This is a genomic window from Roseomonas aerilata DSM 19363 (assembly GCF_000711725.1).
Taxonomy (GTDB): Bacteria; Pseudomonadota; Alphaproteobacteria; order Acetobacterales; family Acetobacteraceae; genus Roseomonas; species Roseomonas aerilata.
Window position 1 is genome coordinate 20,365 of record NZ_JONP01000029.1, and the last position, 21,430, is coordinate 41,794.

General features: G+C 68.1%; 16 protein-coding genes. 8 read left to right on the forward strand and 8 right to left on the reverse strand.

Annotation, left to right across the window (positions count from 1 at the left end; all coding sequences use genetic code 11):
- Window position 1: 1 nt before the first annotated feature.
- The 4 genes from BO39_RS23030 to BO39_RS23045 form a co-directional block, all read right to left on the reverse strand.
- Window positions 2-1,957, reverse strand: coding sequence for an amidohydrolase (locus BO39_RS23030; RefSeq protein ID WP_084698405.1), 1,956 nt, complete (start codon window positions 1,955-1,957; stop codon window positions 2-4).
- A complete protein-coding gene (locus BO39_RS23035; RefSeq protein WP_043837972.1) occupies window positions 1,957-2,217 on the reverse strand; it encodes a DUF1427 family protein in 261 nt (86 codons plus the stop codon). The genes BO39_RS23030 and BO39_RS23035 overlap by 1 nt, the downstream gene beginning before the upstream one ends.
- A 51-nt stretch (window positions 2,218-2,268) precedes the next feature.
- Complete coding sequence (locus BO39_RS23040; protein ID WP_156963836.1) at window positions 2,269-2,919, reverse strand: hydrolase; 651 nt, start codon at window positions 2,917-2,919, stop codon at window positions 2,269-2,271.
- Window positions 2,920-3,055: 136 nt separating this feature from the next.
- Window positions 3,056-4,021, reverse strand: coding sequence for an alpha/beta fold hydrolase (locus BO39_RS23045; RefSeq protein ID WP_478212682.1), 966 nt, complete (start codon window positions 4,019-4,021; stop codon window positions 3,056-3,058).
- Window positions 4,022-4,289: 268 nt separating this feature from the next.
- On the opposite strand from BO39_RS23045, the gene BO39_RS23050 reads away from it, so the two are divergent.
- Window positions 4,290-4,661 (forward strand): response regulator transcription factor, encoded by a 372-nt coding sequence (locus tag BO39_RS23050; RefSeq protein ID WP_043837976.1) that lies wholly within the window; start codon window positions 4,290-4,292, stop codon window positions 4,659-4,661.
- Window positions 4,658-8,713, forward strand: coding sequence for an ATP-binding sensor histidine kinase (locus BO39_RS23055; RefSeq protein ID WP_043837978.1), 4,056 nt, complete (start codon window positions 4,658-4,660; stop codon window positions 8,711-8,713). The genes BO39_RS23050 and BO39_RS23055 overlap by 4 nt, the downstream gene beginning before the upstream one ends.
- Window positions 8,714-9,105: 392 nt before the next feature.
- On the opposite strand, the gene BO39_RS23060 is transcribed toward BO39_RS23055, so the two are convergent.
- Window positions 9,106-9,327 (reverse strand): LuxR C-terminal-related transcriptional regulator, encoded by a 222-nt coding sequence (locus BO39_RS23060; protein WP_052402499.1) that lies wholly within the window; start codon window positions 9,325-9,327, stop codon window positions 9,106-9,108.
- 140 nt (window positions 9,328-9,467) lie between these two features.
- On the opposite strand from BO39_RS23060, the gene BO39_RS23065 reads away from it, so the two are divergent.
- From BO39_RS23065 to ggt, 6 genes are all read left to right on the forward strand, one after another.
- A complete protein-coding gene (locus BO39_RS23065; protein WP_052402500.1) occupies window positions 9,468-10,016 on the forward strand; it encodes a helix-turn-helix transcriptional regulator in 549 nt (182 codons plus the stop codon).
- Window positions 10,017-10,979: 963 nt separating this feature from the next.
- Complete coding sequence (locus BO39_RS23070; protein ID WP_052402501.1) at window positions 10,980-12,452, forward strand: sensor histidine kinase; 1,473 nt, start codon at window positions 10,980-10,982, stop codon at window positions 12,450-12,452.
- Between the two features lie 369 nt (window positions 12,453-12,821).
- Window positions 12,822-13,673 carry an alpha/beta hydrolase gene (locus tag BO39_RS23075; protein ID WP_052402502.1) on the forward strand — a complete coding sequence of 284 codons (852 nt, stop codon included), beginning with the start codon at window positions 12,822-12,824 and terminating at the stop codon, window positions 13,671-13,673.
- A 254-nt stretch (window positions 13,674-13,927) separates the two neighbouring features.
- Entirely contained in the window at window positions 13,928-15,523 is a 1,596-nt protein-coding gene (locus BO39_RS23080) for an ABC transporter substrate-binding protein (protein WP_245615351.1), read from the forward strand.
- A 5-nt stretch (window positions 15,524-15,528) separates the two neighbouring features.
- On the forward strand, window positions 15,529-16,377 hold the full coding sequence (locus BO39_RS23085) for an alpha/beta hydrolase (RefSeq protein ID WP_043837980.1): 849 nt from the start codon (window positions 15,529-15,531) through the stop codon (window positions 16,375-16,377).
- An 11-nt stretch (window positions 16,378-16,388) separates the two neighbouring features.
- Entirely contained in the window at window positions 16,389-17,987 is a 1,599-nt protein-coding gene (ggt, locus tag BO39_RS23090) for a gamma-glutamyltransferase (protein WP_245615353.1), read from the forward strand.
- Window positions 17,988-18,244: 257 nt separating this feature from the next.
- On the opposite strand, the gene BO39_RS23095 is transcribed toward ggt, so the two are convergent.
- The 3 genes from BO39_RS23095 to BO39_RS23105 all read right to left on the reverse strand — a co-directional run bounded on the left by BO39_RS23095 (window position 18,245) and on the right by BO39_RS23105 (window position 21,361).
- Window positions 18,245-19,333, reverse strand: a complete 1,089-nt coding sequence (locus BO39_RS23095; RefSeq protein ID WP_043837984.1) for an alpha/beta hydrolase — start codon at window positions 19,331-19,333, stop codon at window positions 18,245-18,247.
- 92 nt (window positions 19,334-19,425) lie between these two features.
- Window positions 19,426-20,670: an NAD(P)/FAD-dependent oxidoreductase gene (locus tag BO39_RS23100; RefSeq protein WP_043837987.1), complete on the reverse strand. Its 1,245-nt coding sequence runs from the start codon at window positions 20,668-20,670 to the stop codon at window positions 19,426-19,428.
- A 40-nt stretch (window positions 20,671-20,710) separates the two neighbouring features.
- Window positions 20,711-21,361 carry a helix-turn-helix domain-containing protein gene (locus BO39_RS23105; RefSeq protein WP_043837988.1) on the reverse strand — a complete coding sequence of 217 codons (651 nt, stop codon included), beginning with the start codon at window positions 21,359-21,361 and terminating at the stop codon, window positions 20,711-20,713.
- Window positions 21,362-21,430 lie beyond the last annotated feature (69 nt).

Here is a 21,430-nt window from a genome sequence, read left to right on the forward strand (position 1 = left end):
CTCAGAAGGTCCAGCAGGAGCAGCCGAGGGCGCCCCAGAACCCTTGGTCGTTGCCCGCCGGACCGGAGGCTGCCCAGGCACGGGCGTGGTCGTGCCCATGCACGCCGCAGGCAGCATCGCAGCAGCGGGCGACGGCACGGGCGAAGGCGCCGGCCGCCCCGGGCTTCTCCGCCCGGCGGTTCTGGTAGCCGCCGAAGTGGCGCACGGGTGACCAGTCCGGCATGGCCGGCGGCAGGGCGGGCGCGAAGGAGGCAAAGTCCCCTGCCCCGTGCACCACCTTGCCGCCGACGATGGTAAGGATGGAGGTGACGTCCTGAATCTCATTCCCTGGCACCTTGAAGTAGTCCCGGTCGAGCACCGCGAGGTCCGCAAGCTGGCCCTCCGCGATCCGGCCCTTCTTGCCCTCCTCGTTCGAGAACCAGGTGACCTTCTCTGTCATCATCCGCAGCGCCGTCTCGCGGTCCAGCGTGTTGCGCTCCGGCGTGATGCGAAGGCCGCCGAGGGTCTTGCCCTGGGTGAGCCAATAGAGAGCGACCCAGGGATTGTAGGATGAAACCCTGGTGGCGTCCGTGCCGGCGGAGACCTTCACACCCATCTCCAGCATCTTCGCCACCGGTGGCGTTGCCTCTGCCGCCCGGGCACCGTAGCGCTCCACGAAGTACTCGCCCTGGTAGGCCATGCGGTGCTGCACGGCCACGCCGCCGCCCAGGCGGGCGATGCGCTCCAGGTTGCGTTCGGTGACGGTCTCGGCGTGGTCGAAGATCCAGTGCAGGTCGCCGATGGGCATCTCGGCGTTCACCTTCTCGAACACGTCGAGCGCGCGGGAGATGGTCTGGTCGTAGGTGGCATGCAGCCGCCACGGCCAGCGGTTCTGGATGAGGATACGGACCACCGCCTCCAGCTCCGGCTCCATCTCTGGCGGCATCTCCGGCCGCTCTACCCGGAAATCCTCGAAATCAGCGGCGGAGAAGACGAGCATCTCGCCGGCGCCGTTCAGGCGGAAATAGTCGTCGCCCTGCTGGTACTTCGCGCTGCCCGTCCAGCGGAGGAAGTCCTCCTTCTCCTGCTTCGGCTTCTGGGTGAACAGGTTGTAGGCGATGCGCACCGTCAGCTCGCCGTCCTCGGCCAGCTTCTGGATCACCTTGTAATCGTCCGGGTAGTTCTGGTAGCCGCCGCCCGCGTCTATCGCGCCCGTCACCCCCAGGCGGTTCAGGTCCCGCAGGAAGTGGCGGGTGGAGTTCAGCTGGTAGTCGAAGGGTAGCGTCGGTCCCTTGGCCAGCGTGGCGTAGAGAACGGTGGCGCTGGGCTTGGCCAGCAGCAGGCCGGTCGGCGTGCCGTCCGGGGCGCGCTGGATCTCGCCGCCCGGCGGGTTCGGCGTGTCCTTCGTATAGCCCGCTGCCCGCAGCGCCGCGCCGTTCAGCAGCGCGCGGTCGTAAAGATGGAGAATGAAGACCGGCGTGTCGGGCGCGAGCGCGTTGATCTCCTCCAGCGTCGGCAGGCGCTTCTCCTCGAACTGGTGCTCGGTGAAGCCGCCGACGATGCGAACCCATTGCGGTGGTGGCGTGATAGCCACCTGCTTGCGCAGCATCTCCATCGCGGTGGCGAGGCTGCGCACGCCGTCCCAGCGCAGCTCCATGTTGAAGTTCAGGCCACCGCGAATGACGTGCAGGTGGTTGTCGATCAGCCCTGGAATAAGCCGCCGCCCCTTCAGGTCGATCACCCGTGTGCCAGGCCCTGCCGTCGGCAGGATCGCCGCGCTGTCACCCACTGCCGAGAAGCGGCCATTCGTGACCGCCACAGCCTGCGGGGCCGGATTGCTCCGGTCCAGCGTGGTGATCTCGCCGTTGTGCAGGATCAGGTCGGGCGCGGATGCGGCCATGGCGGGGCTCCGTTCAAGGGTGGACAGGCCAAAGGCGGTCAGGCCGCCCGCGATGCTGCGGCGGGAGAGATTCGGCATCACGTGTGGTCCCTTGCGATGGCGTCGTGGCCGGGCAGCCGGCCGAAGAGGTGCCGGGCGCAGCCGGCCTGCGAGACCGCTGCGGAAGGGGAATGCCCTTCCAGCAGGCGCCGAGCCACCGGCACGACCTGCTCGCCCAGCAGGATGCCGAGCAGGCCCACCAGCGCGATCACTGGCGGTGCCGGAGAGCGGACGCCCATCAGGCTGTACACCGCGCCCACGAGCAGGCCGGCGCCGAGGGATAGCAGGTAGGGCTTCATCGCTACTTCCGAGGGGCGCCGGGCGCTGTGTCCCGGCGCACGGTTGCCGTCTCAGCCCTCGTGGGCGTTGAACATCGTCTTGGCGTAGATGATGCCCAGGCCGTAGCCACCGCCGTACTTCTTCGCGATCCCGGTGGTCATGTCGTAGGTTCCTGTGCGGGCCCAGTCACGCTGCAGCTCCAGTAGGTATTGCAGCGCGGTCATCGGCCGCGCGCCGGCCTGGATCATGCGCTCCACCGCGCGCTCATGCGCCTCGGTCGAGACGTCGCCGCAGGCATCGGCGATGAAGTAGACCTCGAAGCCCTGGTCCAGCGCGGAAAGCGCCGGGCCGACGATGCATACGCCCGTCCAGAGCCCGGCCAGCACGATGCGGTGCTTGCCGATGCGGTTCACCTCCTCGATCACCGCCGCATCCTCCCAGGTGTTCATGGAGGTGCGGTCAAGCAGAGCCTGGTTCGGGAAGGGCGCGGTGACCTCCTCGAACATCGGACCGGAGAAGGACTTCTCGGCTACCGTTGTAAGGATGGTGGAGACGCCGAAGCCGGCGGCAGCGGCGGAAACGAGGGCTGCGTTGTTCCGCAGCGTGACCGGATCGATCGACTTGGTCGCGAAAGCCATCTGCGATTGGAAGTCGATCAGGATGAGCGTGTGGTCGGAAGGGTTCAGCAGGAGCTTGCCAGGGCTTGGGGTTGCGGTGGGCATATCGGCCATCCCTATCGTGGCTGGTGTGGTGCGATGATTGCGGCGAAACGGGCGCAAGGCCATGACGGCGACCGCAATACGAGGATTGCATGCGCGCAATTGAGGCGCGGGGCGCCGCTACGGGCGCCCTTCCCGTTCAGGACCTGGCGAAGGCGAGCAGGTCGGCGTTCAGCTGGTCGCGCGCCGTATCGGGCAGCGCGTGGGCGACACCCGGATAGACCTTCAGGGTCGCCCGTGGCGCAAGCTTCGCGGAGCGCATGCCGGTGGCCGCGATCGGCACCACCTGGTCGTCATCGCCGTGCAGGACCAGCACGGGGATGGTCAGCTTTTTCAAGTCCTCCGTCAGGTCCGTCTCGGAGAACGCCCTGATGCAGTCGTACTCGTTCTTCAGCCCGCCCATCATGCCCTGCAGCCAGAAGCTGTCGCGCATGCCTTGCGTCACCTGGGCGCCAGAGCGGTTCGCGCCGAAGAACACCGTGGTGAAATCCTGGAAAAGCTGGGACCGGTCCTTCAGCATGCTGGCGCGCAACCCGTCCAGCGCCTCCAGCGGCACGCCCTCCGGGCTCGCCTCGTTCTTCACCAGGAGGGGCGCGACCGCGCTGACAAGCACGAGCTTGGTGATGCGGGATGTGCCGTGGCGCCCTGCCACATGCAGCACTTCGCCGCCGCCCGTTGAATGGCCAACCATCATCGCGCCGCGCAGGTCGAGGTGCTCCATCAGCGCGTAGAGGTCGTCCGCGTAGGTGTCCATGTCGTTGCCCGAAAAGGGCTGGGAAGAACGCCCGTGGCCGCGCCGGTCATGGGCGATGCAGCGGAATCCGTTGGAGGAGAGATGCATCATCTGCGCCTCCCAGGCATCGCTGCTCAGCGGCCAGCCGTGGCTGAATACGATTGGCGTGCCGCTGCCCCAATCCTTGTAGTAGATCGAGGTGCCGTCCCGCGTAGTGAAGGTGGACATGCTGCGATGCTCCAGAAGCTGTTGGGTGTGATGCGCCGTCGCGGTCTGCGCGCCGGCAGGAAGGGTCGGGAGAGCCGCGGCGCCGATGCTGCCCAGGACCAGGCCACGGCGGGCAGCCGCGCCGGCGGGTGATCTGTCATCCATGCCGCTTCTCCTGCCGTGCCCGGGCACCACGACGCGCGGGGCTCTCGCTCGGACAGGACGGAGGCTAGGCGCTGGCGTAGTAGCCCTCTTGTCAGGCATCGACGGATTTGAACGATCCGCACATCGTCAGCGGCCCGGTGCGCGAAATCGGCAGGGCAGGACAGGGAGATAAGGCCTGATCTTTCGTATAGTGTCGTGTCGAGGTCCGACGCGGTATAGCTGAACCGGACCGTCGTGCCCGTGCGGGGTCCCGGGAAGGTCGGACGGCTTGCGAGATCACCTCATTGCCATCGTGGATGACGACGACAGCGTCAGGGTGGCGCTGACAAGCCTCGCGCGGTCCGCCGGGCTCAGGGCCAGGGCATACGCCTCGGCGGACGCATTCCTGGCGGAGGATCTTTCACCCTTCGACTGCGTTGTCTCCGACATTCAGATGCCGAAGCTGTCCGGCTTCGACCTGCTTCAGGCGGTGCGGTCCCGCCGCGCCGAGCTGCCGGTGATTCTGATCACCGCCTACCCCGACGAGCGCATCCAACAACGCGCCATCAGCGGCGGGGCGCGCTTCTTCCTCGAGAAGCCCTGCGACCCCAACCTCCTCGTCACACGGCTCGCGGAGGCGATGAAGGCGGACGACCCATGAGGACGGACCTGCTGCCCTCGACGCCCGATACGCCGACGGACCGCTCGCCCGATGCCAAGTGGCTCGCGGCCCTCACGACCGAGCCCCTGGCGACCGATGGATTGGTCGAAACCCTTCGCGCCCGCTGCCCGAAGGATGGCCGGAGCTGGCTGATCTCCCGAGCCATGGTGTCGGAGGAGTCCACTGCGGCAACCCGGCTCCGCCGCGCCTTCGCGCTGCGACACGTGCTCTCCCCCGACTGGGCCGTGCTGCCGCTGCACCTGATTCCGACCCTGGACGGGCCGGTCCTCATCCAGCGCGACGACGGGGGTGGGCCACCGCCGGATGGGGCGGTGCGCGACATCGCCGGCTTCCTCCGCCTTGCGGCCAGCACGGCCCATGCGCTGGGCCAGGCCCATGCATCCGGGCTGCTCCATCGCGACCTCACGCCGGCCAGCCTGTTCGAGGGGACGGACGGCGTGGTCCGGCTGGCCGGGTTCGGCCTGACACTCGCGGAAGGTGAAGTCTTCCTGACGGGCGAGAGCGGGTTCGGCAACCCGGCCTTCACCCCGCCCGAGCGCGCGCGGCGGACCGATCCCTCCAGCGGCGCCCGCAGCGACCTCTACGCGCTTGGCATGACCCTCTACGCGCTGCTGGCCGGTCGCCTTCCCTTCGAGGCGCAGGACCCGCTGAGCTGGATTCACGCCCACGCCGCGAGACGGCCGCCCCCGCCCGGCCGCTTCCGCACCGGAGTGCCGGCGATGCTGGACGCGATCCTGCTGAAGCTGATCGAGAAGGAGCCCGGACGGCGCTATCCCTCCGCCTCCGCGCTGGAGCGCGACTTGCGGTGCTGCCTCTCGGCCTGGGAGGAGAGGGGGGCTATCGAGCCGTTCGAGCCGGGCGAGGCGGCAGGGGACGGCGCCGTGCCCGCCGTGTCCCGCAGGGGCATCGCCTCGCGAGCCCTGCCATCGGACTCGGTTGGGATGCGATCGCAGGCAGAATGCCTGATCCTTGAAGGCCGCTTTCCGGAAGCCGCCGTGGAGATCGCGCGCCTCCGGCAGGAAGCGAAGGGAGAGGTGGAGCACCTCGCCGCGCTCCGTCTCGACATCCGGCTGCGAAGCCTGCGTTCAGACTTCGCGGGCGCAATCCGGGCAGGAGCCGAGGCGCTGCCGCTGCTCGGCATAAGGCTCCCGGCCTGCCACGGCGTTCCCGAGACCGAGGCTGCCTACAGCTGTCTGCGTGCCACGCTGGGCGCGCGAGGCCCGGCCTCACTGCCCGATCTGCCACCCATGACCGATCCGCTCCTGCAGGAGGGGATGGACCTGCTCGCAAGCCTCGTGATTCCGGCCAACTTCGTCGATGACGCGCTGATGTTCGTGCTGCTTTGCGAGCAGGTGCGGCTCACTGTCCTGCACGGGATCGCGCCCGCTTCGGCACAGGGCATTGCCTGGTTCGGCGTCGCCCTCGCTCACCGGTTCGGCGAGTACGGGCGCGGGATGGAGTTCGCAGAGGCGGGTATGCGCCTTGCCGAGGTTTCGGGAAGCGCCGAGATACGAAGCGCCACGCTTGTCGCCCTGGACCAGGTAAGCGCCTGGAGCCGCCCGTTCGACTTCGCCCTCGGCTGCGCCCGTGCCGCCCTGGCCGAGAGCAGGGACAGCGGCGACAGCGCCATGGCCTGCTACGCCTGCAACCACATCGTCTCCGACCTCATCGTGATGGGCGTGCCTCTCATCCGGGTGGAGGAGGAGATCGCGCGCGGGCTCGCCTTCGCGCGGCAGGTCCATTTCGCGGATGTGGAAGCCATCCTCGGCGTGCAGCATGCCTTCGTGGGCGCGCTCCGCGGGACCGGGGCGTTGCCGGCCGAGCCGCCTCGGAGTGCAATGACGCCGCTCCTCTGCTGGTACTGGATGTTCCGCGGCATTCTTGCCTTCACGGAGGACGATCCGGACGGGGCGGAGGAGTGCCTGGACCGTGCGCGGGCGCTCGCCTGGTCCACGCCGGCGCATATCCACGTGATGTGCATCCACTTCTTTGCCGGCTTGATCCGCGCGGCTCGGGACGATGCGGCGGGGCTCGCGCCTCACCTTGCTAAGATGCGCGGTTGGGCCGGGCTCAGCCCAGGGAACTTCCGTGACAAGGCACTTCTGCTGGAGGCGGAGTCGGCGCGGCTTGAGGGCGCCACGCTGCGCGCCCTCTCCCTGTACGAGGAGGCCGTCGCGGCCGCCACGGCTGCGGACAGGCCGCAGGTGCGTGCCATCGCGCATGAACGGGCCGCCGCATGCTACGCCGCGCACGGCCTGGAAGGCGCGGCCCGCCACCATCTTCGCGGCGCCCATTCCCAGTACGAAGCCTGGGGCGCGGTGCAACGGATGGCAAGGCTCTCGGCCCGGCACTCCTTTTTGCCAGCCCCCGCCCGGGCCGCACGGCGCGACGGCCCGCAGAGCCATGACGGGCTGGATCTCGGCGCCGCCATGGCGGCCGTGCAGAGCCTCTCGGGTGAGATCGACACGGATCGCCTCGTCGAGCGCCTGCTCGGACAGGCGATGGCGGTGGCGGGCGCAAGCCGCGCCGCCCTGGTCATGATCGATGAGGGCCGCACGGTGCTGGAAGCGCTCGGCAACGTGGATGACGGTCCGCCCGGCAGTGGTGACATCTCCGTTCGCTTCGCCCGCACCAGCCCCTCCGTGAGCGACCTTCCGCTCTCCATTCTTTACGGGGTAATCCAGCGCCGCATCGCGGTTTCCATTCCTGATCTGCGCGGACCGCACGAACACGCCTTCGACGGCTACTTCGCCATCCACCCCGCCCGCTCCCTCCTGGCGCTACCGCTGATCAAGCAGGGCTCGCTCATCGGCGTGCTGCACCTGGAGAACGAGGTTGCCGCCCATGCCTTTGACGGATCCCGCCAAGTGCTGCTGGAGATCATCGCCAGCCAAGCGGCCATCTCGCTGGAGAATGCCCGCCTCTACGCCGCGCTACGGACGAGCGAGGCCTTTCTTACCCTCAGTCAGCGCATCAGCCGCTCCGGCAGCTTCCGCTGGAACCGCGCGAGAGACGAGCACAGCTGGTCCGAGGGGCTGTTCCACCTCTGGGGCGCGGCCCCCTCGGGCAACCCGCTGTCGCTCGACGAGATGCGAACGCGCACGCACCCCGAGGACAGAGCGCGCCTCGAGGCAGTGATGATGCAGCCCTGGGGTGGTGGGGTAACCGGTCCACACGCGTTCCGCATTCTCGACCCTGCTGCGGACGGCGCGGCGCGGCATGTGGAGCTTATGATCGGATCGGCGGAGCCGGAGGTTTTCGTCGGTGTCCTCGCTGACGTGACAGAGCGCCGCGCAACTGAGGCGGCCCTGCGCCGCGCCCGGACAGAGCTGGCCCAGGCGGCCCAGGCGGCCACCATGGGGGAGCTTGCCGCATCGATCGCGCACGAGATCAACCAGCCTCTCTCGACCATCGTCGCGCAAGCCGGGGCCGTGGGGCGCTGGCTGAGCCGCCCGGCGCCCGAGATCGGGGAGGCCATGGCCGGGCTGGCCGACATCCTCCATGACGGGCAGCGGGCGAGCGACATAGTCCGCTCGCTGCGCGCGCTCGCCCGCCAGGCCGCGCCGGAGCGCCGCCAGGTCGCGGTGGACGCGTTGGTCCGAAGGGTGGCCGGCCTCGTCTCGGCTGAGATTGAGCTGAAGGGTGTGGCGCTCGAGCAGGTGCTAGGTGCGCCGGATGCCAGCGTCCTCGCCGATCCTGTCCAGTTGGAGCAGGTTTTCCTCAACCTCATCCTTAACGCCGCGGAAGCGATCGAGGCCAGACCCGGCCTCCCGCGCCGCATCGTCATTGCCTCCAGCCACCACGCTGCGGCCGGCGCGGTCGAGTTCACGGTCGAGGATACCGGGCCGGGAATCGCCGCTGCCGACCTCGCCAGGATCTTCGATCCCTTTTTCACGACGAAGTCCACCGGCCTGGGTATGGGGCTTCCCATTTGCCGATCCATCATGGAGGCGCATGACGGGTGGCTGGAATGCGTCGCAACGGGTCCTTCCGGAAGCCGCTTCCTGATCCGCCTGCCCGCTTCGGCGTGAGGCGTCAGGGCGGATCCCGGCGGGATCGGACAAGACCGACAAGCGCGATGGCCGCAGCCTCCGCGCCGGCCGTGCCCGTGCGCGGGGCCGGTCGGGATCCGCCCATCTTCAGCCTCCCCCGTTCCCCCGGGCTGAGGCGGCTCCTGCCCCCGCCCTGTCCCCCATTGGGGCGGGGGCACTACGCTGTCAGGCATGTCCAGGAAAGTGAGGTAGGCCGCTCCCGTGAGAACCGTCGGGAGCGGGCGACGACTGAAGGACGGTCCCATTCCGGTCCTGGCGGAACAAGAACTCGGCTGGCCTGCGCTCCACCCTGCGGAGCCCCGACCCGGATCCATCAGGGCGGCGGCGCGGACGAGGTCTGCGAAGCTGCGGACGCCCATCTTGCGCATGATTTAAAAGCGGTTCCCCTTAACGGTCGGCTCCGAGACGTCCAGCCAACCGGCAATCTGCTTGTTCATCAAGCCATCGACCATGAGCGACATCACTTCGCGCTCGCGCGCCGAAAGGTCATTATCGGCCTGCCGCACCGCGGCCAGCCTCCGGCGCTCCTGTAGCCCTGCGGCGTCGGCAGTGATGGCGGCTTGGATCGCAGGACCTGGGGGCCGGCCGCCCATCGTCTCCCGGTTCCCCTATACGAAGGTATAGCTTCCACGGGCCGAACAGCTTACCGGCCCGAACCTGTGCTGAATGGCGATCGCCCCGCTGCTCCCTCACTCTCCCGTCAGCAGAAACCGACGGACAACGGAGCAGATCGATGATCTCTAGCCAGCATGCCATCAGGGCTGGTGGTCATGAGGACTCCCGGAGGCGAGGTGAGGCGGGGGCGATCCACCGCCTCCTACGGGATGCGCTCGACCTGCTCGACAGCGACCGTGGCGCGGCAGCGGTCAACTTGGCCCGCGCCACACAACTGATGGACGCGGTGCGGCCGGGCAACGCCGACCGGAATGCCATCCCGGGCGGGCTGGCACGGTGGCAGATTGTCAGCACCGTCCGCTACGTCGAGGCTAATCTCGAGCGCCAGATCCTGCACAAGCACCTCGCCGCCCAGGTCAGGCTGAGCTGCGGCTATTTCGGCCGCGCCTTCAAGCAGAGCTTCGGCAAATCTCCGCATAGCTATGTGATGGAGCGCCGCATCGAGCGGGCCAAGGCCCTGATGCTGGAGAGCCAGGCGCCCCTGTGCGACATCGCCCTGGCATGCGGGCTCGCGGACCAGGCGCACTTCTCCCGCGTGTTCCGCCGCCTGACGGGCAGCACGCCGCTGGCCTGGCGCCGGCAGCACCAGCAAGCGCCGGCGCAGTAGGGGGAAGGAGGAGTAGTTCTCGCCCGCGGCCGCGCGCGCATTGGCAGTGCTGGCCTCGAGCGCGCCGATACTCGCGCCCGCCTCCCGCGCCGCCGAGCTTTGCTCAACGGTCGCACCGGAGATCGTACCCTTCACTGCCCACGTCGCCTCTCCGCAGCATGGCGGGCGCAACCATCGCCGCCCAGGCGGTCGGCTCGGCGTCGAACTCGGCTAAGGCCGCGGCCGGGGCCGTTCATGAAGCACCGATGGCGCGGCTCACCCGCAAGGGGCTGAGATGCCCTTATCCGCTTCCCCATCGGATCCGCCAATGCTTTCGCGAGCGCCGCCGAGGTCGGTCCCTGCCGTGCTTCTGTGGCCCCGAAGAAGGGCTGGCTCGGCTGGCCCAGCAGGTGATCCTCGACGCTGTCCGGCACGTCTTCGAAGCGGAAGATGGGGTGGCTGCTCCAGCCGAGCGCGGAGATAGGAGGTCAGCGCCTCGACCCTCCAGCTTGCGGCGCGGGGTAGAGATGGCGCCCGTCGCGCGACACGCCTTCCCGCACCGCTCGCCGGAAGGCTTCGGGCAACCACCGCCCGAAACCCGCCGGCTCGTCGGGCGTGATGATGGTGGCGTCGAGCGTTCCGAAAGGCGTCGCGAGCGCCCGGCCCGGGGCAGTTTGGCAGACGATGCAGTCTCCGATCCCAGCCAGCACCGCCCCACGCTCAACAAGCCCCGCCTGGAAGCCATCTGAGGCTGGACGGGGGCGATCTCCGGCGGAAGGATGATGGTTGCCGCCGCCATCGCTACAACGCCGCAGGCCAACCTGGCGAGGGGGCGGTCGGGTAGCTTGCGTGGGTGCCACGAAATTTGGACCATTCACGCGGGTCGCCGCCGCCCGGTAGCGTCTTTCAGCAGCCCCCACCGCAGGCACCTTCCCCCGCGCGGAGAGAGACGATGAACGAGCGTAGTATCCACCAGGTCCGCCGATGACGCAGGTGTTCTCGCTTTGGCCGGCACCGGATGCGCAGGATGCGCCGCAGAGTTCTGCTGGCCCGCTTCCGCGCTGGGCCCGTCGGGTCAGCCGAAGCGAACGGCTGGCGCTGCTGCTATCGGCCGCCGGGCCAGCATCGATCCCGCTCCTGCTCGCTTTGGGTGGGGGTGCCGCGGCTGCCGTCGCCATCCTGCAAGACACGGCATGGGCGGGGCCGGTCGCCGCCCTTCTCGCCGCCAGCGCCCTGTTCACAGGAGGACGGCTCCTCGCGCGCCTACTGAAGGCCGAGGCGGACTACGTAACGCTGTTCGAGCGCGGAGGTGTCTCTCTTTGGCGCGAGGACTGGTCGTCCGTGGCTCAGGCGATCCTGTCTCTGCGACAGGCCGGCATCCACGACATGCAGGCCTATTTTGCTGCCCATCCCGACCAGGCGCGTCAGCTGCGCCGGCAAGTGCAGATCAAGGATGTGAACCGCTTCACCGCGACGATGATGGGCGCCCCAGGCAAGGAGGCATTCATCGGCCCGCTGGACCGCATCCTGCCGGATACGGACCAGACCTTCATGCAGTGGCTCGTCGCAATCTCCAACGGCGAAGCTCTTTACCGCTCGGAGGCGCACATCACCCGACCCGACGGCAGCGACCTCGAATGCCTCTTTGCGGCTGACCTGCCCGACACGATGGAGGGGTTCCGCGACATCGTCGTTACCGCGGTCGACGTCACCGCCTACAAGGTGACCCAGGCGCGGCTGCTGCAGGCCGAGGCGGAGATCGCGCGCAGCGCCCGCGTCACCACTGCCGGCACGCTTACCGCCTTGATTGCGCACGAGGTAAACTCGCCGCTCGCGGCTATAGTCGGCCATGCGGAGGCGTGCCGCAGATGGTTGGCTCGCCCCGATCCGGACCTTGCTGAGGCGCGCGAGGCGCTGGACCACGTGGTGCGCGATTCCATCCGCGCGCGAGAGGTGGTGACCCGCCTCCGCTCCTTCATCGGCAACGCCGTCCGTCGCGCCGAGCCCGTCGATCTTGCGCGCCTCACGAGGGAGGCGATCCTCCTGGTCGAGCGCGATCTACGCTCAAGTGGCGCATCCGTTCACTTCGACACGGGAGGAGATCTGCCCCTGGTGATGGCAGATCCCGTCCAGATCCAGCAGGTTCTGGTCAACCTGATGCTGAACGGTGCGCAGGCCATGGCCGGCCAGCCCGGGCCGCACGACCTGATCGTTCGCCTGTCCCGAACGAATGACGGCGTATCTGTGGAAGTGCGGGATCGTGGCCCCGGCATCGACGCAGATGGCCTCTCGCGCATCTTCGAACCCTTCTTCTCGACCAAGGCGGACGGTATGGGGATGGGCCTTGCCATTTGCCGGAATTGCGTGGAGGCGCATGGTGGCCGCCTCTGGGCGGAAAGCACGCCCGGCGAGGGTGCGGTTTTCCACTTCACCTTGCCAGCTGTCGGTGAGCCGTGAAGAACGAGAGCAGATGCTCTTCCGCAGCGGGTTCTGGTCAGTTGTGTTGCAAAGATGAGGGACAACAGGCCGGGTTCTTGTCGACGCCGATCGTGCACGGGTCGTCCGTGTACGGCAGGCTGGGCGCCTTGCAGAAGAACCACTTCACGGCCGCAGCGCTCCCCTTGGCTGACAGGAGGCATGGATCCGCCGGTAGCGGCAGGTCGGCAATCAGCTCTATGGCCGCCTCCAGGACGTCGTCCTCCGGCAGGGGCAGCCTACCTCGCCGCTCGGGCAGTGTGCCCCTGGCCGATCGAGCGAGGCCGGCTGTAGGATTCCGGAGAGGACGGGCGCCGCCCTGTCAGGAATCATCCCGAGGACGAACCGCCCATGACCACGACCGCACCCTCGGCCCCGGCTGACCCCGAGGAGCACGAATTCCACTACAACCCGCAGCGCGCCTTTCCCGACTTCGCCACGCACCGGGCGCGAAGGGCACCCATGAACGACGCCGCTCTCGGCAACTTGCGCCACACCGCCGACCTGGCCTACGGCGGGCACCCTCGCCGCCGCCTGGACATTTACCCCGCAGCCCGTCCGCGCGCGCCGATGCACGTGTTCTTCCACGGCGGATACTGGCGGGCAAACGACAAGAGTGGCTTCGCCTTCGTCGCCCAGGCCCTGGTGCAGCGCGGCTTCATGGCCGTGATCCCGAATTACGAGCTCTGCCCCGGGTCCACGCTGGACGGCACTGTCGACTCCGCCCTCGCCGCCATCGAGTGGGCTGTGCGAAATGGCGACGCCCATGGTGGGGATCCCGCCTCCATCAGTCTCTCCGGCCATTCCGCCGGGGCGCATCTCTGTGCGGCAGCACTGGCGACGGACTGGACCGCGCGCGGCCTGGATCCCTCCTTCCTCAGGGCCGCAACTATGATCAGCGGCGTGTATGACCCTGCTCCGGCCATGCTGACGACAGTCAACGAGGACTTGCGCCTCACGCCGGAGATCGTGGCACGCCACGACTATGAACGGGCCGCGCCGAGGACACGTGCCCAGGTAAGCCTTTTCGTCGGCGGGAAGGAGCCGTGGCGCTGGATCGATCAAACCTTCCGCTACTCGCACCATCTGCGCCGACACGGTGGCGACCCTGCAGTGCAGGTGATCCCCGGCCATGATCACTTCAGCATTCTTGACCAGTACGTCGCCGGCGGGAGCCCCGTCCTCAACGCCGTCTCGAGCTAGCTCTAGCTCCGAACTCGGGGCAGAGTAACAGTCGTCCAGTAGGACGCTGTTCACCCAGCACCTGCCTTGCGTGGACTGCAAACCATAAGGAATCCGGCTGTCTCGGACGGCCTGCCGCCAGCGGCTGCTGGAGATGGGACTACCCGCCCTGCGCCTTCCCGGCTCCACTTCCGGAGAGTACCATTGCGCTTTGAGGGCGAAATCGAACTGTTTTTTTCATTGGCTCGATGGCAGTCGGGCCAGGAGGTTTGATTGTGAACCAACGGCGCGACCTTATTACCCTCGCTCTTAGCCTCGGAGCCTCCTGGGTGGGGCCGGGATTGCTGAGGGCGGCGAAAGCGCAGGGCAGTGCTGGGGTGTTGCGGATCGGCATGGCCGCGCCGAACACCACCCTCGACCCTCACCTGCTCAGCAACGCCCCAAACAACGCGGTGGCCACCCACATCTTCGACAGCCTCACGGTGAACGACCATGCCTCGCGCTCCGTCCCCGGCCTCGCGGAGTCCTGGACGCGTAAGGATGAAACCCAATGGGTCTTCCGCCTGCGCGACACCCGCTTCACCGACGGCACCCCCTTCACCGCCAACGACGCCATCGCCTCCATACGCCGCGCGACCGAGATCCCCAGCGCCGCCTCCTTCCGCACCTACACGCGCAGCATCAAGGCCATGTCCGCGCCCGACCCCCGCAGCCTAGTGGTCGAGACGCACGGGCCCGATCCCCTCCTGCTGAACGCGATCGGCCGCGTCCGCATCATCCAGGCCCGCCTTACCGACGCCCCCAGCGCCGAGTTCAACGCCGGCCGCGCCGCCATCGGCACCGGCCCCTACAAGCTGCGCGAATACATCCCCGGCAACCGCATCTCCCTCGACCGCAACGATGCCTGGTGGGGCGGCCCCACGCCATGGGAGCGCGTGGAGCTGCGCGTCGCGACCGACGACGCCGCCCGCCTCGCCGCCCTCCTCGCCGGCGACCTCGACATCATCGAGGCCGTTCCCTCCGGCAATGCCGAGCGCGTCCGCGTCGACCCCCGCCTGCACCTCATCAGCGGCGTCTCCTCGCGCTTCGTCTATATCGGCCTCGATCAGGTGAACGACGTCTCCCCCTTCGTCACCGGCCCCGACGGCAAGCCGCTCGACCGCAACCCCTTCAAGGACCACCGCGTCCGCCAGGCCCTCTCCATGGCCATCAGCCGCCAGGCGATCGTGGAGCGCGTGATGGAGGGCCAAGCCGTTGCTGCCACCCAGTTCCTGCCTCCGGGCGGCCCCGGCACCGACCAGAGCCTCGAACCCACCCCCTTCGACCCCAACCGCGCCAGGGTCCTGCTTGCCGAGGCCGGCTATCCCCGCGGCTTCCGCGTCACCCTGCACGGCCCGAACGACCGCTACATCAACGACGCCAAGATCGTGCAGGCCGTGGCCGGAATGCTCACCCGCATCGGCATCGAGACGCGGGCCGAGGTGATGCCGTGGTCCACCTATGCCGGGAAGAACAGTCAGCGCACCGAGCAGTCCCTCTTTCTCGGCGCCTGGGGCGTGAACACCGGGGAGACCAGCAACCCCATGGCCGCCCTCGTCGCCACCGAGGACCGCCCCGCCGGCTTCGGCATCTCAAACGCCGGCCGCTACTCCAACCCCGAGGTGGACCGCCGCCTGAAGAGTGCCCTCCGCACCATGGACGACACCGCCCGCAACGCACTGCTGGCGGAGGCCAGCGGCATCGCCTTCCGCGACGTCGCCCTCATCCCCCTCCACCACGAGGTCTCCGTCTGGGCGGCGAAGAAGGGCCTCGGCTACGTCACCCGCGCCGACCAGTACACGCTCGCCACCGGCGTCACGAAGGAATCCTGATCCCCGTGTCCAGCACCACCGAAGACACCCAGGCAAGGCTGCTGCGCGCCACCTACGACACCGGCAAGACCGCCATCTACTCCGCGAAGATCGACCCGCGCTTCCAATATTGCCTCTACGTTCCGCCGAGCATCGGCCCGAACACGGAACTCGTCGTCTGCGTCCACGGCACCTCGCGCACGAGCTTCCTCGACTTCCGCGACGGCTTCGCCGAGTTCGGCCGCTGGAACGACTGCGTCATCCTCTGCCCCATCTTCCCCATCGGCCCGCTCGGGGACGGCGCGCGCAGCGGCTACAAGTACATGCAGGAGGGCGACATCCGCTACGACCGCGTCCTCCTCGGCATGGTGGATGAAGTCGCGAGAAAGTACGGCCGCAACTGGGACAGGTTCGCCCTCTTCGGCTTCTCCGGCGGCGGCCACTTCACCCACCGCTTCGCCATCCTCCACCCGCGCAAGCTCTGGGCCGCCTCCATCGGTGCCTCCGGCAGCGTCACGCTCCTCGACACGAACCGCGACTGGTGGGTCGGCATCCGCAACCTCCAGGATGTCTTCGGCATCGAGTTCGACCGCGAGGCGCTGGCACAGATCCCCGTCCAGATGCTCGTCGGCGACGCCGACCTCGAGACCTGGGAGATCACCCACAAGCCCGGCGGCACCTACTGGATGGAGGGCGCCAACGACGCCGGCCGCACCCGCCCCGAACGCCTCCGCGCCCTGCAGCAATCCTTCGAATCCGCCGGCGTGAAGGTCCGGTTCGACCTCGTCCCCGGCGTCGCCCATAGTCGCATGCTCGTCATCGACCGCGTGCAGGACTTCCTCGCCGACCTCCTGAAGAAGAAGCGGAGCGCCTGACAGTGCCTGGCATGATCGTCGCTCCCCAGCCGGAAGCCGTGGAAGCCGGCGCCCGGGTCCTCGAGCGCGGCGGCAACGCGGTGGACGCCGCCATCGCCTGCGGCCTCGTCCAAGGCGTGGTGGACCCGCAAATGGTCGGCATCGGCGGCTTCGGCTCCATGCAGGTCTTCCTGCCGAGGCGCGGCGTGCACAAGGTCCTCGAATTCTTCTCCCGCGCCCCGCTCGCCGCCACGCCCGAGATGTGGGAATCTAAGCTCGTCGGCCAGTCCCGCGACGGCTTCGCCTTCCTGCTCGAAGGCGGCATCAGCGAGGCCGGCCACCTCGCCGTCTGCACCCCTGGCAACGTCGCCGGCTACGCGGAAGCGCTCCGCAACTGGGGCACGATGGAGTGGCGCGACGTCTTCGCCCCCGCCATCGCCCAGGCGCGAGCGGGTTGGATGGTCCGCCCCCATGTCCATTGGTTCTGGTCTCAGGACCAGTCCGCCAGCGGTCAGGTTAACACGATCGACAAGCTCCGCCTCACTGCCACCGGCCGCCGTGTCTATTTCCGCGAGGACGGCACCCTCAAGCGCCTCGGCGACACGATCCACAACCCCGACATGGCCCGCAGCCTCGAACGCCTCGCCGCTGGCGGCCCCGAACTCTTCTACACCGGCGAGATGGCCGAGGAGATGGCCGCCGACTTCAAGGCGAATGGCGGCCTCATCACCATGGAGGACCTCCGCGCCTACCGCACCTCATTGGCGGACCCGATCTGGGGCGAGTACCGCGGTCACCGCATCGCCACCAACCCGCCGCCCAGCAGCGGCTTCGCCATGCTCCAGGTCCTGCACATCCTGGAGCACTTCGACATCGGCGCGCTCACCCACTCCGGCACCGAGCACATCCGCATCCTCACCGAGGCCATGAAGCGCATGACCATCGACAAGGACCGCAACATGTCGGACCCCGCCTTCGTCCCGGTGCCGACCGAACAACTTCTCTCCCGCGACTACACCGCAGGCGTAGCCGAAGGCATCCGCCGCGGAGGCCGCCTCCGCGTCACCCGCCTCGAACGCAAGACCGAGCGCGACACCACCCATGTCTCGGTGATGGATAGCGAGGGGAACTGCGTTACCATGACCCACACCCTCGGCAGCCCCTCCGGCGTCATCACCGAGGGGCTGGGCTTTATGTACAACGGCTCCATGAGCCGCTTCGACCCGCGCCCCGGCCGCGCCGGTTCCATCGCCCCCGGCAAGCGCCGCGCCTCCTCCTCCGCCCCCACCATCGTCTTCAAGGGCGACCAGCCGCGTATCGTCATCGGCGCGCCCGGCGGCAGCTACATCGCGCCCGCCGTCGCCCAGGGCATCTCCAACGTGCTGGACTTCGGCATGTCCATGTCCGACGCCGTCGCCGCCCCGCGCATCGTCGCCGTCTCGGACTCGATCGACGTCTCCAACCGTATCCGCCGCGACGTTACCGACGAACTCGCCGCCCGAGGCTACGACATCAAGCGCAGCTCGATGAGCTACCCCTTCGCCGCCCTTCACGGCATCCAGAACATCGACGGACGCCTTGAGGGCGGTGCCGACCCGCAGCGCGACGGCATGGCGCTGCGGGTGCCGTGACCCAGCCTATTCCGTAGCAGCCATCGTAAAGGCCGCGCTGAGTGTGCGGTCTTTGGCTTCGTGAGTCGGCGAAGGAGGTGTTTCGGTCACCTCGTCCGCCGCTGGCTTGCCTTCTTGGTGCCCGTGCAGACCGCCTTCAAAGGAAGTGGCGTCGCCTTGAACTTCATTGTGGCGCCCGGTTTGACCAGCACACGCCGCCAGCCACGCCTGCCTCGCTCCTCCGCCTTTCGTGGTATCGAGGCAGTTCTACAGCGACGTCAGGCCCACATCCCCTTGCTCACCAGCCAGTCCTGGATGAGCTCAGCGACGGTGTCGCTGTTGCGGTCCATCATGATCATGTGGCTGTTTCCACGAATGCCGCGCTCCGGAAGGTTCACCACGTCCACATTACCGCCCGCGGCGCGGATCGCTTCAGCGAAGCGCATCCCATTCGCGCGAATGGCGGGCCAGCGCGCATCGCCGTCGATGTAGTCGCCATAAAGGACAAGCATCGGGATGTTCTTGAGTGCGGCGACCTTTGAGATATCGCCTACCGCGGCCGGCTCCACGAGAACGAGGGCACGGACCTTGTCCGGCCGTTCCTGAGCCGCGCGCCAGCCGAAGAACCCTCCCTGGCTGTGGACCATCACCACGCTTGGGCCCACACGGTCGAGCAGGGCGCCGTAGGCCTCCAGCGTCAGCTCGTCCGTTGTGGTAAAACGTGGCACGTTCTGCCGCATGAAGTTGCGGTAGCTGTCCTTGTCTGCCGGGAACTGGTTGCCGGGCAGGACGGTGCCGCGCGCGAGGGAGCCGGGCCCATCGCCGATGCGGAAACGCTCATAAGGATTGTCCTGCGTCAGGAAGACCGGCTGTCCGCCGGTCGCTTCCGGGATCATCGTCCAGCCCGAGCGCCCGCGCTCGGTTGCATCCGAAACATAGACGGGCCAGCCGCGGCGCAGGAAGAAGTGTTGCCAGCCCTCCCGCCCGTCTGGCGTGGTCTCCCAGGTCACGCCGGTCAGGCCACCGCCATGCCACATCAGCAGGGGGAAGCGGCCGTGCTGGGGCGAAGGAATCATGTAGCCCGCATACATGCCGCCGATGAGGTAAGTACCGTTGGGATCGACCCGCGCGGGCTGACCACCCGGCGAGAAGAGCACTTCTCGCGTCGGCTGCCCGGCGATGACGAAGTCGCGCCCGCCGACATGGAAGGAGCCGAAGTCAGCGAGGGTAATCGGCGCACGCGCCGCGGGCGGGACCGGCGCGACAACCCCTGCCCTCCCTGGTGCGGTACCCTGGGCCCCCGAGGCTTTTGGCAGTGCCGCGGCCGCGACGGTCATTGCCGCCCCCTGCAGGAACGTTCTTCTCATCGTCCGCCTCCCTTCCCACGTAGCGTACATCAATCTGCACGCCGCCTGAGGCCATGACGAGGCACCGCGAGGGCCGCGGATCGGCAAATTGATCAGTTAAACCGCTCGGCTCCGTAAGGCGCCGGGTCGATGAAGGGTCTCGTCCCCGTCATTATTTCTGCCAGCATGCGGCCTGTCGTGGGGCCCAGGGTCAGGCCCTGATGGGCATGGCCGAAGGCACCCCAGAGCTGGTGCTGGCCTGGAATGCGCCCGATCACGGGCAGCATGTCCGGCGTGCAGGGCCGCACTCCCATCCAGGGCCGATCCTCGATCCTCTCCGCGAGAGGCAGGAGGGACCGCGCGATTGGCTCGGCCCGCTCGAGCTGAAGCGGGGTTTCTGGCGCACCGGCGCGGGCGAACTCGGCCCCGGTCGTCAGTCGGATGCCGGCCCGCATCGGAACGAGGCAGAAGCCGCTGACCTCATCGATGAAGGGGTGGTTCAGGACTGCGTTGCCCCTCATGCCGTAGTGCCGGTGGTAGCCTCTCTTGCCGAAAAGAGGGGGAGAATAGCCGAAGCGTCGCGTCACCGTTCCGGCCATTGCACCGAGCGCCACGACGGCGTGGGCAGCGTGGGCCGGTCCCTCCGCCGTCTGGACACGCCAGCCGGCGCCGGCCCGCTCCAGCGTCGTGGCATCACCGAGGAAGAATCGGCCGCCCTTCGCCGCCAGCAGGTGCGCATACGAGGTGGTCAGCGCGTGGGGATCGCTGACCGAGTAGGGATCCGTCCAGTGCAGCGCGCCAACGCGCCGAACCATCAGGTGCGGCTCAGCCTCTGCCAGGGCGTCACCGTCCAGCATGCGGTAGCCCACGCCATGGTCGCGATGCGCCATGTCAGCTTCTAGCCGGGCAGCGTCCATCTGCGCCTCGTTGCTGAACAGGCGCATCCAGCCGATCGGCCGCAGAAGCTCTGCTGAGCCGGCCGCGGACGCGAGCGCCATGTGCTCGTCCAAACAGGTGACGATCAGGCGGGCATAGGCCCGGGACACAGCTTCGTAGCGCCGCGGCGCCGAATGCCACCAGTAGCGCAGGAGGGGCGAAGCCAAACCAGGCAGGGCCGAAGGATGGTACACGGCATCCACGCTGCGGTTGCGGGCAATCCGCGTGAGCTCCGCAATGCGCCGCGGAAAGGGATGGGGATGCACCGCCTCCCGTTGGATCAGGCCGGCATTGCCGAAGGAGGCCCCCTCCCCCGGCGGCCGCCGGTCGATCAGCGCCACATCCCATCCGCGCTGCCGCAGGTGCAACGCGGTCGATACGCCGACCATCCCCGCCCCCAGCACAATCGCCGATCGCGTCATGCCTTGCCCCTCCATCCGCGCCGCGCACGCATCGACGTGCCTATGGTTCCGATGCGCTACGGCGTCCGCTCAGCAACGCGATCAGCGCCGCGTCCAGGTCCGGATCAATGCCCGAGCAGACGACGACGGCACGGGCGGGGCCGTCCCCCGCGTTGAGGTAAGCGTGACCCATACTGCTATCCAGGTAGATGCCGTCGCCGGGATCCAGCAGGTCCGGCGCGTAGAATTCCGTGTGCACCGCGACGCGTCCCTCGAGGACGTAGCAGTATTCCTCGCCCGCGTGCCGAATCAGGGGCCCGAATTCGGCGAGAGAGCGGGCGTGCATCTCGGCGACGATCGGGATCATGCGTTTCCGCGCGATATCCGCGAATTGGTACAGATAGTCGTAGCAGTCCGTCTGAACCCGCTGGCCCTGCCGGGCGCGACTGACGCCACGGCGCGCGGTAACGGGTTGCCGCGGCGCGCCTGGCGTTTCAAAGAGTTTGGCCACGTTCACCCGCAGCCCTTCGCTAAGCGCAAGGAGCTTGTCGTAGGTCAGCGACATCTGGCCATTCTCGACCTTCGACAGCGTCGAGACGGCAAGGCCCGAGCGGGCACTGACCTCCTTCAAGGTCAGGCCCTGTGACTGCCTGGCGGCACGCACGGACTCTCCCAGTGAGGGGCGGCCAGCGGTGTTGTCGAGAACCTCCATTATGTTGACATACCTGCTCGTCGACTTTCACTATCGGTCAAATTTTGACGTATCGTAGGTGTTCGTCAA

Coding starts and splice junctions, on each gene's coding strand:
- BO39_RS23035 (WP_043837972.1), bottom strand. CDS start 2,217: ATGAAGCCCTACCTGCTATCCCTCGGCGCCGGCCTGCTCGTGGGCGCG.
- BO39_RS23105 (WP_043837988.1), bottom strand. CDS start 21,361: ATGGAGGTTCTCGACAACACCGCTGGCCGCCCCTCACTGGGAGAGTCC.
- BO39_RS23065 (WP_052402500.1), top strand. CDS start 9,468: ATGATCTCTAGCCAGCATGCCATCAGGGCTGGTGGTCATGAGGACTCC.
- BO39_RS23055 (WP_043837978.1), top strand. CDS start 4,658: ATGAGGACGGACCTGCTGCCCTCGACGCCCGATACGCCGACGGACCGC.
- BO39_RS23045 (WP_478212682.1), bottom strand. CDS start 4,021: ATGGATGACAGATCACCCGCCGGCGCGGCTGCCCGCCGTGGCCTGGTC.
- BO39_RS23060 (WP_052402499.1), bottom strand. CDS start 9,327: ATGGGCGGCCGGCCCCCAGGTCCTGCGATCCAAGCCGCCATCACTGCC.
- BO39_RS23100 (WP_043837987.1), bottom strand. CDS start 20,670: ATGACGCGATCGGCGATTGTGCTGGGGGCGGGGATGGTCGGCGTATCG.
- BO39_RS23070 (WP_052402501.1), top strand. CDS start 10,980: ATGACGCAGGTGTTCTCGCTTTGGCCGGCACCGGATGCGCAGGATGCG.
- ggt (WP_245615353.1), top strand. CDS start 16,389: ATGATCGTCGCTCCCCAGCCGGAAGCCGTGGAAGCCGGCGCCCGGGTC.
- BO39_RS23040 (WP_156963836.1), bottom strand. CDS start 2,919: ATGCCCACCGCAACCCCAAGCCCTGGCAAGCTCCTGCTGAACCCTTCC.
- BO39_RS23075 (WP_052402502.1), top strand. CDS start 12,822: ATGACCACGACCGCACCCTCGGCCCCGGCTGACCCCGAGGAGCACGAA.
- BO39_RS23030 (WP_084698405.1), bottom strand. CDS start 1,957: ATGCCGAATCTCTCCCGCCGCAGCATCGCGGGCGGCCTGACCGCCTTT.
- BO39_RS23095 (WP_043837984.1), bottom strand. CDS start 19,333: ATGAGAAGAACGTTCCTGCAGGGGGCGGCAATGACCGTCGCGGCCGCG.